Annotated in this window: 11 protein-coding genes and 3 pseudogenes; 12 read left to right on the forward strand and 2 right to left on the reverse strand. The window is 57.4% G+C overall.

Going from position 1 to position 13,021, the window contains the following annotated elements:
- The first annotated feature begins 28 nt into the window (after window positions 1-28).
- From O3306_RS19360 to O3306_RS19380, 5 genes and pseudogenes are all read left to right on the forward strand, one after another.
- On the forward strand, window positions 29-781 hold the full coding sequence (locus O3306_RS19360) for a hypothetical protein (protein ID WP_272010382.1): 753 nt from the start codon (window positions 29-31) through the stop codon (window positions 779-781).
- Window positions 778-1,113: a hypothetical protein gene (locus O3306_RS19365; RefSeq protein ID WP_272010384.1), complete on the forward strand. Its 336-nt coding sequence runs from the start codon at window positions 778-780 to the stop codon at window positions 1,111-1,113. Before O3306_RS19360 ends, O3306_RS19365 begins: the two co-directional genes overlap by 4 nt.
- A 76-nt stretch (window positions 1,114-1,189) precedes the next feature.
- Window positions 1,190-2,170: a hypothetical protein gene (locus O3306_RS19370; protein WP_272010386.1), complete on the forward strand. Its 981-nt coding sequence runs from the start codon at window positions 1,190-1,192 to the stop codon at window positions 2,168-2,170.
- Window positions 2,171-2,374: 204 nt separating this feature from the next.
- Window positions 2,375-2,503, forward strand: a pseudogene (locus tag O3306_RS19375) (IS110 family transposase); the annotation flags it as partial.
- Window positions 2,504-4,666: 2,163 nt separating this feature from the next.
- Window positions 4,667-4,939, forward strand: coding sequence for a hypothetical protein (locus O3306_RS19380; RefSeq protein WP_272010389.1), 273 nt, complete (start codon window positions 4,667-4,669; stop codon window positions 4,937-4,939).
- Between the two features lie 360 nt (window positions 4,940-5,299).
- On the opposite strand, the pseudogene O3306_RS19385 reads toward O3306_RS19380, so the two are convergent.
- Together O3306_RS19385 and O3306_RS19390 are read right to left on the reverse strand one after the other, a co-directional pair.
- A pseudogene (locus O3306_RS19385) lies at window positions 5,300-6,272 on the reverse strand (IS5 family transposase).
- 74 nt (window positions 6,273-6,346) lie between these two features.
- Window positions 6,347-7,246 carry a LysR family transcriptional regulator gene (locus O3306_RS19390; RefSeq protein WP_272010391.1) on the reverse strand — a complete coding sequence of 300 codons (900 nt, stop codon included), beginning with the start codon at window positions 7,244-7,246 and terminating at the stop codon, window positions 6,347-6,349.
- 256 nt (window positions 7,247-7,502) lie between these two features.
- On the opposite strand from O3306_RS19390, the gene O3306_RS19395 reads away from it, so the two are divergent.
- The 7 genes and pseudogenes from O3306_RS19395 (at window position 7,503) to O3306_RS19425 (ending at window position 12,828) form a co-directional block, all read left to right on the forward strand.
- The gene (locus tag O3306_RS19395) at window positions 7,503-8,561 is read left to right on the forward strand and encodes a TRAP transporter substrate-binding protein (protein WP_272010393.1); all 1,059 of its coding nucleotides are present in this window, start codon (window positions 7,503-7,505) and stop codon (window positions 8,559-8,561) included.
- Window positions 8,562-8,637: 76 nt separating this feature from the next.
- The gene (locus O3306_RS19400; RefSeq protein ID WP_272010395.1) at window positions 8,638-9,117 is read left to right on the forward strand and encodes a TRAP transporter small permease subunit; all 480 of its coding nucleotides are present in this window, start codon (window positions 8,638-8,640) and stop codon (window positions 9,115-9,117) included.
- Between the two features lie 6 nt (window positions 9,118-9,123).
- Window positions 9,124-10,407, forward strand: coding sequence for a TRAP transporter large permease (locus O3306_RS19405; protein ID WP_272010397.1), 1,284 nt, complete (start codon window positions 9,124-9,126; stop codon window positions 10,405-10,407).
- 10 nt (window positions 10,408-10,417) lie between these two features.
- Complete coding sequence (locus O3306_RS19410; protein ID WP_272010398.1) at window positions 10,418-11,593, forward strand: iron-containing alcohol dehydrogenase; 1,176 nt, start codon at window positions 10,418-10,420, stop codon at window positions 11,591-11,593.
- Window positions 11,594-11,714: 121 nt separating this feature from the next.
- Window positions 11,715-12,167 carry a RidA family protein gene (locus tag O3306_RS19415; RefSeq protein ID WP_272010400.1) on the forward strand — a complete coding sequence of 151 codons (453 nt, stop codon included), beginning with the start codon at window positions 11,715-11,717 and terminating at the stop codon, window positions 12,165-12,167.
- Between the two features lie 147 nt (window positions 12,168-12,314).
- Window positions 12,315-12,555, forward strand: a pseudogene (locus O3306_RS19420) (IS6 family transposase); the annotation flags it as partial.
- Between the two features lie 27 nt (window positions 12,556-12,582).
- Complete coding sequence (locus O3306_RS19425) at window positions 12,583-12,828, forward strand: hypothetical protein (protein WP_272010402.1); 246 nt, start codon at window positions 12,583-12,585, stop codon at window positions 12,826-12,828.
- Window positions 12,829-13,021: the final 193 nt, after the last annotated feature.

Genomic DNA, 13,021 nt, shown 5'->3' on the forward strand with positions numbered 1-13,021 from the left:
AGGGTTGATTGGGATTCTTGCCCTAGCAATGGGGGTCGTTACGGGCAGCGCCAAGGCCGAGATCGACGGCCACGGGCCGGATGCCTGGCGTGTGACCCGGGTGGCGGCGGACGACGTGCTGAACATGCGCATGGGGCCGGGCACGCAATACTTGGTGATCGACAGCCTTGCGCCCGATGCTCGGGGGCTGCGGCAGATCACCTGCGTGCCGCTGCTGATCCCGCAAATCTCTCACCGGCTGACCGAGGCGCAGCGCGCGAGCCTGCCGCAGCGCTGGTGCCTGATGCAGAGCGCCGACTTCGCCAAGGCCGGCTGGGTCGCACAACGCTTCATCACCGAGGATGTGGGCCAGGCGGCCGAGCAGCCTACTGAGGTGCATTCGGCGGTGCCGCAGGCGCAAACCATCGGCGATCCGCTGATCGACGGCGCGGCACGGCTGGTGCGCGGTCTCTACGTCGATTTCGCCGCAATGACGGGACAGGGCAGCAACTCCTTCGCGGCCGGCAACGCGCAGCGGTACTTTTTTGCCGATCTTGTGCCGAGGTTGCGCGGTCATGGGGCCGACCTGCTGTATGGCGGACAGGATTTTCAGGGCGAGATCACGCGCATCGCGCCGGATTCGCAAACCCCGATGCTGCGCGGCATGATCACCGTCAACGTCGATTACATCAATTATGGCGAGGCGAGCCGCGCGACCTTCCGATTGCGCGCGGATACGCAGCAACAGGGTGCGCCGATCCGCATCTTTAGCATCGACAACGCGGGGTGGACCTTTCCATGACGACTTACCTCACCCGAAGCGCCCCCATATTTGCCGCTCTCCTATCCCCGCTGGTTGCGGTGGCCGATCCGCTGCCCTGCCATGGCAACTATCAGGCCATTTCCGGCGAAGTCACCTTGTCGGGCGGCGGCATGGTCATGGTCGATCCGTCGCGCTGGCTGCTGAATTTCGAGGTTGTCCCGGTAATCAACCCCGACGGTTTCGACGTTTTCGCGCAGATCCTTGAACTCGAGACGGGCAACTACCTTGCCCAGAGGGAGGCGCAGGTCACCGGCACCGGAGATGCGGCGCTGGCGGCAGCCGTGCAGGGCGGCGCAGCGCAACTGGCCTAGGATGCATGAACGTCGGCCCGCCGAGCAACGGGAAAGCGCGCTGAGCCGGGCCGTCCAGTACAGAAAGGGACATATCATGGACTTCATCACACCGAACCGCAAGGCGCGGCTGGCGCAGCTTGGTTTCTTGGTGCGCCATACCTTTACGATCATCGGACGCAACGGTGCGCTTCTGGTACCGCTGATCCACATGTGGATCTACGCCGCCCTGATGGTGATGATGTTTTTTGCCGGGCTGTTTTTGATCTTCTACGAGAACGGCAACAGCACTTGGTTTCTGGTCGCCGGGGTTGTGATGTTCGTCTACAAGTTCATCTTCTACAACCGCACCGAACTGACGCTAAGCTGCCTGGTCTATGGCACCGCCACTGGCGCGACGCCAACCAGGGCCGAGGCGCGGCGGGAGATCGCGCCGCTGAAATCGCAGGTCCGTATATTGGCCTTACTGGACATGGCCAGTGCTTGGGTCGCCAGTCGCAAGAAAAAGGAAGGCGGTCTGATGTCGATGCTTCTGGGCGCTCTCGTGGAGGTTTGGGATTTGGCCAACCACTTCCTGCTACCGGCTATCGCCATCGACAAGTTGGGCTTGCGTGACGGCGTGGCTGAAATGAAGCGGCTGAAGGACCATGTTCCCGAAACGCTGGCAGGCGTCTTCGGCATCGACATCATGGGCGGCGTGGTCGGTACGCTGATGGCGCCGCTCTATGCCATCGGCGGGCTTGCCGGTGTGGCTTGCGGCCTTCTGTTCGGCGCACATCTTCCGCATGAATTCTCTGCCGGCATCCTTGCCGACTTGTTCCCCACCATGCCCGAAATCGGACCGATCGGGCCCGAGACCGTCTTCAACTGGCTGCCGGTCTTCGTCGTCGTCGCTCTGGGCATGCTGCTGCACGCGCTGATGGCGCGTACAGTCACGGCGATCAAGGTAGTCTATTTCACCCTTTTCTACATCCGCATCAAGCACGCCGACGCGCTGGCCCCCGAGATCCGCGCCGATCTCGAAGGTTATCTCGACATGAATGAGCGTGACATTTCGGACAGACCCGCTCCGGCCTGACGAGATGGTGTCGAGCAATGAGGCAGCAAGCGCGCAGTAGAAGAAACAGCTTTTGGGAATTAGAGCGCATCTGTTTAAACTTCGTTGGATGCAATAATTTCAGCAAGAGAGAGGGTAGAGATGGTTAGGATGCCGCTCTCCCACACGTCATCGCAATGTGCCGTACTTGCGGTGTTGAAAACACAAGTGAAAGAGGAGGCATCCATGAAAAAAATTAGCATCATCGGCGTCGATCTGGCAAAGAATGTATTTCAGCTACACGGGGCTGCCGCCGACAGGTCAATCGTATTCCGCAAGAAGTTGTCTCGGAATCAATTCGGACGATTCAAGGCGGATTACATTATGCGTGCCTTGTCATATGCTCTCGGCTGCCTGATCGGCATCGGCAGCCTGTCCCTTCCGGTCGCGGCGCAGCAGGTCAGCATCGCCGATGCGATCGTGGCGGAAACCACCGATTTCCAGATCTTCTGTTTCAGCAACCAGCGTTGCCCGGCCAGCGACGTGGCCGCACCACAACGCGCCTCCGCCCAGAGCGGACTGGATGAGTTGCAGAAGGCGCGCGCATGGCTCGAGGGGATGGGCTTTGACGTAGCGGGCGCGAATATGGATGCGGGAACCGACGGCAAGAAGGCGCTGCGTTTGCAATTCGACAGTGCTATCCACGAGCGGCGTTGCACAGGGATGGCGATCGCATGCCGCACGCTCAGCCTGCTCGATGAGGGGCGCGTGATCCTTCCCGTCGAGAATGTCGACCAGCTTGCCGATGGGGGCACGCTGGTCCACGAATACGTGCATACTCTTCAGCCCTCGCGCGATGATGAGGGAGTGCACTGGCTCAACGAAATGGTGGCGACCGCCATCGGCTCGGCCTGGGTGCGCAAACGGACCGGGCAGAGCGAGGTCTACGAGCCAAAATACTCGATGGTTCTCGACCGCGAGTTTTGGGACGGGAAAGACGATCCGGGTTACGGCAAGTGGGACTACGCGATCTCATTGGGAAAGAAGATCGGCAGCCAGGACGGCGTAGCCTATCTGGCGCAGGACAGGTTCATCAACGCCGCCAGCCATGCCGAACTGCGCAGCGGTAACGGCATGACACTCTTTTACAACCAGGCGCTGGTGGGTGACGCCACCTTCGACAAGTTCTTTCCAGACTATGTCGCGCGCTTCAATAACGTCCAGGAGGACATCGCGCAGCAGGGCCGCACCGGCAAGTATTTCTACTACGGCGATATCGCGAAACACGCGGTCGAGGTCACCTCGACCACCTTCGCCCAAGAGGACCGCTTTGACGGCAAGGCGACCGCATTCGCCGCGCATCCGATGCTGCTGACGCTCGAGGTGACGCCGACCCCGGACACGCCCCCGTCCGAGAACTTCCTGCTGGCGACGGTCGAGGTAACCGAGGCTGACGATCCGGGCAGCCTGACGCTCATCCGCGAACACCGGCTGGCGAAGGAGAAACTGCGCGATTCCTTCCTGCTCGACGGCAACGATCCGCCGGATGAACTGGGCTTTTTCCGCGTGGCGAACACGCCCGCGCCTGACAGCACCGCCGATAACGGTTTCGTCCTGAAGGTGGAGACGCGCCCGGTGAGCTTCGATCCGCCCACCTGTTTCCAGGCCGGAAAGCCGTCCGAGATGACGGTCACCGGCCTGCCCGAGGGCAGCGCCGACAACTGGCGATTCAAGGTCGACAACGGCAGCGCGGAGGGCCGTACGATCACCCCCGCCAGGCCCGGCAAGATCGACGTGAAGGTCGAGATCGACAGCCCTGTCACCCGGCGCGAAACGGGGCTTACCCCGAAATCGCCGTCGAAAACACGGGTGGATATCGGAACCTTTGACGTCGCTGCCGACGATTGCATGGTGCGCCTGACGATGGGGCCGGCGGTCATGACCTATGTCGCGGACGGCAGCTACACGGAGTTCAATGCCCCCACTGGCGAAGCGATGTATATCAGCGCTTCGAACCTCGCAATGTGGCAGGGTGGCGGCTGGATGAACGTGCCGCCGCAGGCCAAGGCGATGATTCTCGGCGGCATGAAGCAGAATAACGCCGCGCTGCGCATGGAATTCCCGGGCGCGCATGACGACGAAGGCGATTTCATGTCGCAGATGCCAAAGATATTCGCCAAGCGGTTCGGCTGGGCGAACCTCAAGGGCACGCTTGCCCCCGGCGGCGGCACGCCCGAGCGCAAGCGCGTGCCCTGTCCAGACGGGGCCAGCGGGTGCAGCTCGATCGTTTTCTCGATGGACGGCCACCCGGTGCCGGTCACCTTCGACGCGCAGAAGCGCCCGAAAGTGGTCACCTTCGAGGGGCAGGATATAGTTTTCGAGTACGGCACGTGGTCCGTGCGCCGCCCGCCGGGCTGGTGACCGTTTTCCTGTCGGAGCGAGTTACCTCCGGGGGCGATCGCCTATACTTCCGCCTCGTTCGGGCCGCCGCGACCGGCCCCGGCCCGAATGGCGCGCGGGCGGATGGGAGCGTTCAACATGAGCCGCGAAGAATATCTGAACCGCTGCCACGCCCTGGCTGAAGAGGCGCTGGACGCGGGCGATGCGTCGTTTGGATCGGTTCTCGTCGACGTCTTCGACAAGGAGTTGCGTGAGGCTAGCAACCTCATCCACACGGGCGATGCCACCCAGCATCCTGAATTCGAACTGGCTCGCTGGGCCGCGCAGCACATGGATGATGATGCGCGCCGCGCCGCCTCCGTCTATACCTCGGCGATCATTGCCGGATGTGTGCCGCCGCGGATGGCCTAGCCGGGGGGAGGCGATGAAGGAGTTGCTGGAATTTTTTTAGGGCCCGCAATGAAGCACAGCGCCGTCGCTCACCTTCATGCGCTATCGCCACTCCCACGCTCGTCCCGTGGTGGAGAAAAGTCCCCTATTTATATAAATGGCTTTGGGTATCTTAGAGCACTCTGCCGAACATGCATTCGAGCCAGAGAAGGTTCGACGCCAGTCCCGTGCCCTCCGCCACATTCAGTATCCGCATATTTATTTTTTAAAATCGGATGCTTAATTGTGGTGCGGGATTTTGTGTTTCACACGTTTACCCCACACACTGGCTTTGTTGCGCAAAAAGGTTGAAGCCGAGACTTCCCCCTTCCCCAGACGGACTTATCCCACGGGCTCAGTGTCAGGTATGCCGAGCGCGGTGTAGCCGTTCAGGACGGCGGCACGGACTTGGAGTTCGGCGACCTGGCGATCGAAGTCGCGTGCCATGAGGCTCTGCCCCAGCAGCTTCACGCAATGCATCTTCGTCTCGGCGCGGCTTCGTCGGTGGTAACCGCTCCATTTTCGCCAGATCGCGCGACCGAGGTATTTCGATGCGCGTAGCGCCTCGTTCCTTGCGATCGCACCGGCAGTCGAGGGCTTCCACGGTTTGGCGTTCTTGCGCGGCGGAATGACGGCATGGGCGCCTCGGTCGGCGACGGCGTCATGGCATTTGCGCGTGTCGTAGGCACCATCCGCGGTGACCGAGCCGACCTCCACGTCGGCCGGGATCTGGCTGAGCAGCTCGGGCAGCATTGGCGCGTCACCGACGTTGCTTCCGGTGATCTCGATGGCTCGGATCTCCAGCGTCTGTTCATCGACACCGATGTGGATCTTGCGCCATAGTCGGCGCTTTGTGCCACCATGCTTGCGGGCGTGCCACTCGCCTTCTCCCGCCGCCTTGATGCCGGTGCTGTCCGCTGCCCGGCAGGGTATTGCGCAGCAATGCCCGAGAGGGGATCAGCAGGTTCAGGGGCCCCTGCGAGCCGCGGTAGGGAATGCTCGCGGCCAAGGTTTCCTGGCGCCTGCTCAGCGTGCTGAAATCCGGCACCGACCAGTCGAGGCCGACCAGGCGCAAAAGGCTCTCGACGAAGCCTGTCGTCTGCCGGAACGCCATGCCGAAGAGGACCTTCATCGTCAGGCACGTCTGGATGGCGGCATCGCTATACTGCGGCTGCCGGCCTCGCTTGCCGGTGGGCGGCGGCACACACGTCATATCTGGGTCGAACCAGAAGGTCAGGGAGCCACGTTGCTTCAACGCTTCGTTGTAGGCCGGCCAGTTCTTGGTCTTGTAGCGCGGCGGGATGGGGCTGCTCATGCAGACCAGCTACCACGCTGGATTCGCGAGATGAATCCCCCTTCGGTATTTGCGCAACAAAGCCCTTTGAACAGTTAAATTATTCGATCCTGGTGTAAATTGAGATCTTTGAAGCCTTGAATGATTGCCAGCCCAAAGTCCTTCGCTGCGGGGGACAGCTCCGTTTGGGACCGTGTCAAGAGGCTGACGCGTCGTTGGGCTCTGGGGTTTCCGAGGGGCACAAAACACAAGTCGTTCCCATAGCCGTCAACCGCCAATCGTGGCAGGACTGTGATGCCCACCCCTGCGCGCACCATTCCCAATACCGAAGCCGTATTACGAATCTTCAAATATGCCCCATCATCAAGTTGACGAAATGCTGGGTCCTCAATCTGACTGCTCGAAGCGTTGGAGATCAGTTGGAACTTGGCTAGAAGACTAAGGTTCTGAAGCATGCGTGCACCAGCCAGCGGGTGGTTTGGCTGGCAAACCACTCCGAAATCGTCGGTGAAAACCAGTTGTGATTTTATCGTCTGACCATAGTCAGAACATGAGGCAATTCCCAAATCAAGCTGCCCCATCTCGACCTCGCGCACGATGCTGGTCGAATCCATGTCTTGGATGTGAATGACCACTTCAGGGTGATCTTGCACGAACGCCTGAACGGCAAGCGGCAACACTGCTCCAGCCACAGACGGAACGGCCCCAACTCGCACAAACCCAATTCTAGCCTTGGCAAAGCCAGTGATTGTTTCAATGCAGCGTGTGAAGTGATCTACCTCTCTACGGGCTTCATTCAATGTGAAGCGGCCCAGAGCAGTCAGGCGGTTCTTGCGGTCGCTTTCGAATAGCGCAGCGCCGAGGTTTTCCTCTAGTTGTTTTAGTGTCATGGAGACCGCTGAAGGTGTACGCCCCAAGCGTTCGCCCGCGTCACTAATGTTCCCTAATTCGGCGACGACAATGAAACAGCGGAGCATTTCGATCTTAATTGCCATTTCAAATTTCCTGAAACCTCTTTAAGAACTTTAACTTTGACTGAAAGTGTGGGGTTTGTCCATCATGGCTGAAATGGTTGGTCTGACATTCTGGAGGTGAAGTGTGTGACCTTAGCCCATTTTGCGAAACACTTCTCTCAACAGCCCAAGATTTCTGGGGATGTATTCTTCAACGGACACATAACACAACGGAGCGAAATACATGCATGACGATAGAAACCACGCGTACCTCAAGGCGAGCCCAAGGAGAACCTCTGTGAAGTACCTGTCCTCAGTTGCCGCTGTCATGGCAATTTTTACAACGCTGGGCACAGCGATACCCGCCACCGCGCAAGAGATTCAAGAGCAACGTTTCAACGTGCTGGGCACTTGGAGCAGTCTAAACAACTACAGCGCGTATGAAGAGCCGTTTTGGAAGGAAATTCTGCCTGCTGATACAGATGGAAAGCTGACAGGAAACATCGTTTCGATGTCAGAAATGGGCTTGAAAGGGTTTGAAACCATTCGCCTTCTAAAGCAAGGTATCTTCGATTTCGTTCACCTGACAATGGGTTATGCGGTTGGGGACGAACCTGCAATGGAAGGGCTGGACCTTGCTGCCGTGTCGCCTGACATCGAAACTGCGCGCGCTGTTGTAACTTCGTTTCTGCCTGCTCTGAACGAACGGATGGAGAAGAACCATAGCCTCAAAATTCTCAGCGCATACCCGTTTGAAAGCCAAGCTCTTTATTGCAAACACCCGGTGGAATCGATCGCCGATCTTGAAGGCCTGAAGATCCGAAGCTATTCAGCGGCTTTGGCTGATTTCGTCACTGGTGTGGGCGCAAGCAACGTAACGGTTGCCTTTAGTGAAACATTGCCGGCGCTGGAAAAGGGCGTTGTCGATTGCGCACTGACATCCACGATGGCCGGTTATCAGGCCAAATGGCACGAGGTCGCGACGCACTTCTACCCACTTAGCGCCGGTTGGGGCATCGTGACGTTGACCGTTAATCTCGATTCATGGAACCGATTGGACGACGCAACACGCAGCACTTTGGAAGCCGAAATTGTCGAGTTCGACGATCGTGTCTGGGAAGGCGCCGCGAAGGTCAACGCGCAGGGTATTCTGTGCAACACTGGAAGTAGCGAATGTGAATATGGTGAACCCGGCAACATGATTCTGGTCGAACCTAGCGAAGAGGATCGCAAACGCGTCCAAGAGATCGTACGCGATAATATCCTTCCTGGCTTTGCCGAGCGCTGTGACGCTGAGTGTGTTTCGATCTGGAATGAAACCGCCGGAAAAGTTACTAACTACGAAATCGGTGGCTAAGGTGCCATGGCTTGAACATAGGTGCCTCCCTGCTCTTCACCGTCTGTCCCGATGGGCGGTTTGGAGTGGGGGGGCGATGCTGCTGGCTGTGTCACTGTTGGTGACAGCCGACGTATTAACCCGACGTATTCTGGGTGCAGGGACGTTTTCCAGTGCGAATGAACTGTCGGGTTACGCGTTTGCAATCGCGACTAGTTGGTCGTTGGCATTCGTCTTGTTCGAGCGGTCGAACATCCGGATTGATGTTCTCTACAGTTGGTTTCCCATTGGTGTGAAGGCCGCACTCGACATTGTATCTCTCGTCTTGCTGGGCCTTTTCATTCTTTTCCTGTCTTGGCGCACGGCCTTTATGTTGTTGGAAACGGTGAAGAACGACACCAGTTCGGTGACGCCACTGGCAACGCCGATGATCATTCCTCAAGGGTTGTGGGCGCTTGGTCTGGTGCTGTTTTTGACATGTTGGGCCGCTCTGCTGCTGCACAATGTCATCGCCTTCATTCGTCGGGATTTCAAAGGCGTATGCCAGCGATCCAGCCCTAATAGCACTGAGATGTAATTCAACATGCTGACAGTTACCGTCGTCGTTCTCGCCGTTCTCATTGCGGCGTCCATTCCGATTGCTGCAGTCTTGACTTGGCTGGCGTTTACGCTGGATCACTCGTTCTCGTTTTTACCATTAAAACGAGCCATGGCCGAGATCGCATGGCAAACCGGAACGGAATTTCTGCTTGTCGCGATTCCGCTGTTCATCTTGATGGGCGAGATTCTATTGCGATCCAAAATTGCAGAACGCATGTATGAAGCGTTGTCGCTGTGGTTTTCGTGGTTGCCTGGCGGCGTGATGCACGCGAATATCGCGTCTTGTGCAATGTTCGCGGCAACCTCCGGGTCTTCGGTCGCAACGGCAGCCACCGTCGGCACTGCGGCCATGCCCGAGATTGATCGGCGCAAATACAATGAACCTTTGTTTCTGGGATCGCTCGCTGCCGGCGGTACATTGGGTATCCTCATTCCTCCGTCGATCAACTTGATAATCTACGGGTTGCTAACGGAAACGTCGGTTCCCACGCTATATATCGCGTCATTCCTGCCGGGCCTTCTGTTGGCAGGGCTGTTCATGCTGATTATCGTTGTAATCTGCGTTTTGTCCCCTGGCGCAGGGGGGCAGAAGGTTGAAACAGATTGGGCAGCGCGCGCTCGTTCGCTCTCGGCCCTGCTCCCCCCGGTCATGCTGTTTGCGATTGTGGTGGGGTCGATCTATGCCGGCTGGGCTACACCGACCGAGGCCGCGTCGCTGGGCGTGGTTGCATCCATTATGTTGGCTGCATTCAACGGCACTCTCAGTATCGAAATGATCCGCACCGCGCTGGAAGGCATGTTGCGAACGTCGACAATGATCATGCTGATCGTGACGGCGGCGATATTTCTGAACTTCGTCTTGGCTGCTGTCGGCTTGCCGCGCGAGATCGTGGGTGCGTTGGAAGCGCTTAACTGGGGGCCATTGGAGACGCTGGCTTTGATCATCGTGATCTATCTGGTTCTTGGCTGCTTTATGGAGACCATGTCGATGTTGATCGCGACTACGCCGTTGATCGCACCGATCGTCCTGTCGCTAGGTTATGATCCCATTTGGTTCGGTGTCGTGTTGATGATCCTCCTCGAAACAGCGCTGATCACGCCTCCAATCGGCGTCAACTTGTTCGTTGTTCAGGGTGTTCGCGGGCGGGGCAATATCAATCAGGTCATCATCGGTTCCCTGCCGTTCCTAGGGGCGATGCTGGTCATGATCGCGCTATTGATCGCGTTTCCAAACATCGCGCTTTGGCTACCAGAAATGATGAAATGATAAGATTGGAATGAAAATGGCTATGGAATTATGTTTCGCAACGGCTCGTGTTCTGAGTGAGCCGGGTTGTATCAGTAACATCGATCAGTTGAAAAAGCTGATTGTTGGTAACGAAGTTGCTGCAGTGATCGACCCTTTTCTGTCATCCACACCCGCGTGTGATCGATTCAGCAATGCGATCGAAACCATCTGCGGGAAAAAGCCCCGTCTGATTCTGGCTCCTGCTCAGGAACCCGACATTGCAGATGTTGCGCGCGTCGCGGAGGAACTGGCACAGCATGCTTTCGATACGCTGTTTGTAATCGGTGGCGGCTCGGCGATTGATACCGCAAAGGCCGCACGCATGTGTCTGGCCAACGACGGTTCCCCTCAAGAGGTCGCCGCCCTCGGTCTTACGATGCGTGATCACAGCAGCCGGTTCATTGCAGCCCCGACAACGGCCGGAACCGGAAGCGAGGTCACCGAATTTGCCGTGTTCAACAAGGCGGGAGAGCCGATCAAGATCGTCTTCCATTCACAGGACATGGCTCCTTACTGCGCGCTCTTGGATGCTGAGTTGTCCGTGACAGCGCCCGCATCGGTAACAGCAGCAGCAGGGATTGATGCCCTGACACACGCTATCGAAGCTTTCATTGCCAAACGCGCAAATCCCATCACAGATGCACTTGCCTTGGATTCCATCAAGCGGCTAATCAAATTCTTGCCAGTGGCTTATACTGAGCCGTCGTGCCTGGAAGCACGCGATGAGTGTTTGACAGCGTCTTGCCAAGCGGGGTTTGCATTCAATTGCGCCGGTCTGGGCCTTGCTCACGCGCTTTCGGCGCCTTTAGGCGTACGCTGGCATGTAGCGCATGGCGTCGCCAACGCGCTGGCCTTGCCCGCCGTCATGGCATTCAACGCCCCGGCGATTGGCGATAAGGAAGGCCAACTGGCGCATTTGTTCGGTACAAAAAGTTCTGCCGAAGGAATCGCACGCCTTCGTTTCGATCTGGGACTTGATTTGTCGTTGGACCAATTCGTTCCGAGTGAACTTGAGCGCGAGGAGCTGGTCGTGTCATCGATGCACAGCAAGCAGATCGCGAACAATCCCCGAGCGCTTGATGCCAAAAATATTCGGGCGGTTGTCGAGGCGATGCGGGCACCCATAGGCAAGAGCGCAAGTAGCCTGTTTGAACGTCTCGCCTAAGTCGTTCAGGTTTCGTATTTTTTACTCTTCCTGTGCCGAAAGGGCGGATTGCGGTTAGATCCAAAATCCGCCTCATCCATCTGCGCAGTGGCACCAGCGTTCCAATAGAGGTGATTTAAAGGTGGAGAATAGCTTTGATCTCCCGGTCCCGATCGGGACGGAATACAACTATATCATGGCATCTCGTCATGGTCGGGTTCTGTTTCTAGCGGGGCAAATTGCAAAGACAGCTGACAAGAGTCTCCACACGACTGGCCGTTGTGGCGAGGAGGTTGATCTATGCACGGCAAAACGCAATGCTGAAATAGCCGCAGGCCAAGTTCTTGCTTGGCTAGCAGAGCAGTTGGAGCCGGATGAGACAATTGATCGAATTTTACGCATGAAGGTTCATGTCGCTGTTGGTGATGAGCCTGTCGATATTTCTGCTATTGCGGATTCTGCTTCTAGTGCGCTTATTGCTGCTTTAGGTGAACGTGGTCGCCATCCACGATCAGTAATCGGTGTGGCTAGGCTACCTCGCAACGCTCCTGTGCTATTGGAGGTGACTGCGTCAACTTCCGCGAGGATCGTTTGATTTTCAGATTTCGGCAACAGGGCTATTTGCGTCAAACAGTGAGCTTCCCTCCGAACCCCGAACCCAGACTTTAACTGCGATGTGGACAGTGACAGAAGGATTCGCCTTGAGGCGGGCAGGGCGGCTTCGTAGCGTCTAGTCGTAAAAATATGCGACTCATTCAAATGTATTCACAGAAGTCCCGGGACCATTCGCCTAGCCTTGGTGATGTACGTCCGATTCCCGCTTTCGCTCGGGAATGTCCGTGGATCTGCTGAACGAGCGCGGCATTGACAGCAACCATGTAGCGCTCCGGTCCTGGTGGAGCCGCTTCGGTTCGATTTTTGCGTCAGAGATACGCAGGGAACGGGTTCGACATCTGCGCCCTTACTCCAATTGGCAGTGGCATGGAAGCAAGGCTTCGTGAAGATTAACAATGGACCTGTCGCGGTTTGATGCTGCTCCTTTGATAGCATTTATTGCAGCAAGGGAGACGAACTATGGGACTGAAACGGACGGGCGGATTCCGCACAAAGGCGACGGCTGGGACATCCTGCCCGGCCTCGTCGCCTTTGCCCTCGCTGTTGTATCGACCGCTATTCAGATCGGGTTTTCCTTTTCAGCCTTTTTTGGGTTCAAATTTTCCATCTGGCTCAAAGGCGCCTGGAAAGTCGTTTCCTGAAACGGGCAAGGTCTTTCCGTTTGCTCCGCAGGCAGTTCTCAAATTCCAATTCATTACTGTGCTCCTAATGACCTACCCCCCAAATTTCGGACCATTCAAAAAGAGAGTTTGTTCTCGTAACGTTCAAAGCAACGAGGAGAACGAAGAATGCGGAAGTCACGTTTCACAGAGGAACAGATAGTCGGGATTTTGC

Origin of the sequence: Roseovarius sp. ZX-A-9, assembly GCF_028369135.1 — a bacterium.
Taxonomy (GTDB): domain Bacteria; phylum Pseudomonadota; class Alphaproteobacteria; order Rhodobacterales; family Rhodobacteraceae; genus Roseovarius.

Bases quoted from the DNA above. Each gene is read 5' to 3' on its own strand.
- O3306_RS19360 (WP_272010382.1), top strand. From the start codon at position 29: ATGGGGGTCGTTACGGGCAGCGCCAAGGCCGAGATCGACGGCCACGGG.
- O3306_RS19365 (WP_272010384.1), top strand. From the start codon at position 778: ATGACGACTTACCTCACCCGAAGCGCCCCCATATTTGCCGCTCTCCTA.
- O3306_RS19370 (WP_272010386.1), top strand. From the start codon at position 1,190: ATGGACTTCATCACACCGAACCGCAAGGCGCGGCTGGCGCAGCTTGGT.
- O3306_RS19380 (WP_272010389.1), top strand. From the start codon at position 4,667: ATGAGCCGCGAAGAATATCTGAACCGCTGCCACGCCCTGGCTGAAGAG.
- O3306_RS19390 (WP_272010391.1), bottom strand. From the start codon at position 7,246: ATGGCAATTAAGATCGAAATGCTCCGCTGTTTCATTGTCGTCGCCGAA.
- O3306_RS19400 (WP_272010395.1), top strand. From the start codon at position 8,638: ATGCTGCTGGCTGTGTCACTGTTGGTGACAGCCGACGTATTAACCCGA.
- O3306_RS19405 (WP_272010397.1), top strand. From the start codon at position 9,124: ATGCTGACAGTTACCGTCGTCGTTCTCGCCGTTCTCATTGCGGCGTCC.
- O3306_RS19410 (WP_272010398.1), top strand. From the start codon at position 10,418: ATGAAAATGGCTATGGAATTATGTTTCGCAACGGCTCGTGTTCTGAGT.
- O3306_RS19425 (WP_272010402.1), top strand. From the start codon at position 12,583: ATGGACCTGTCGCGGTTTGATGCTGCTCCTTTGATAGCATTTATTGCA.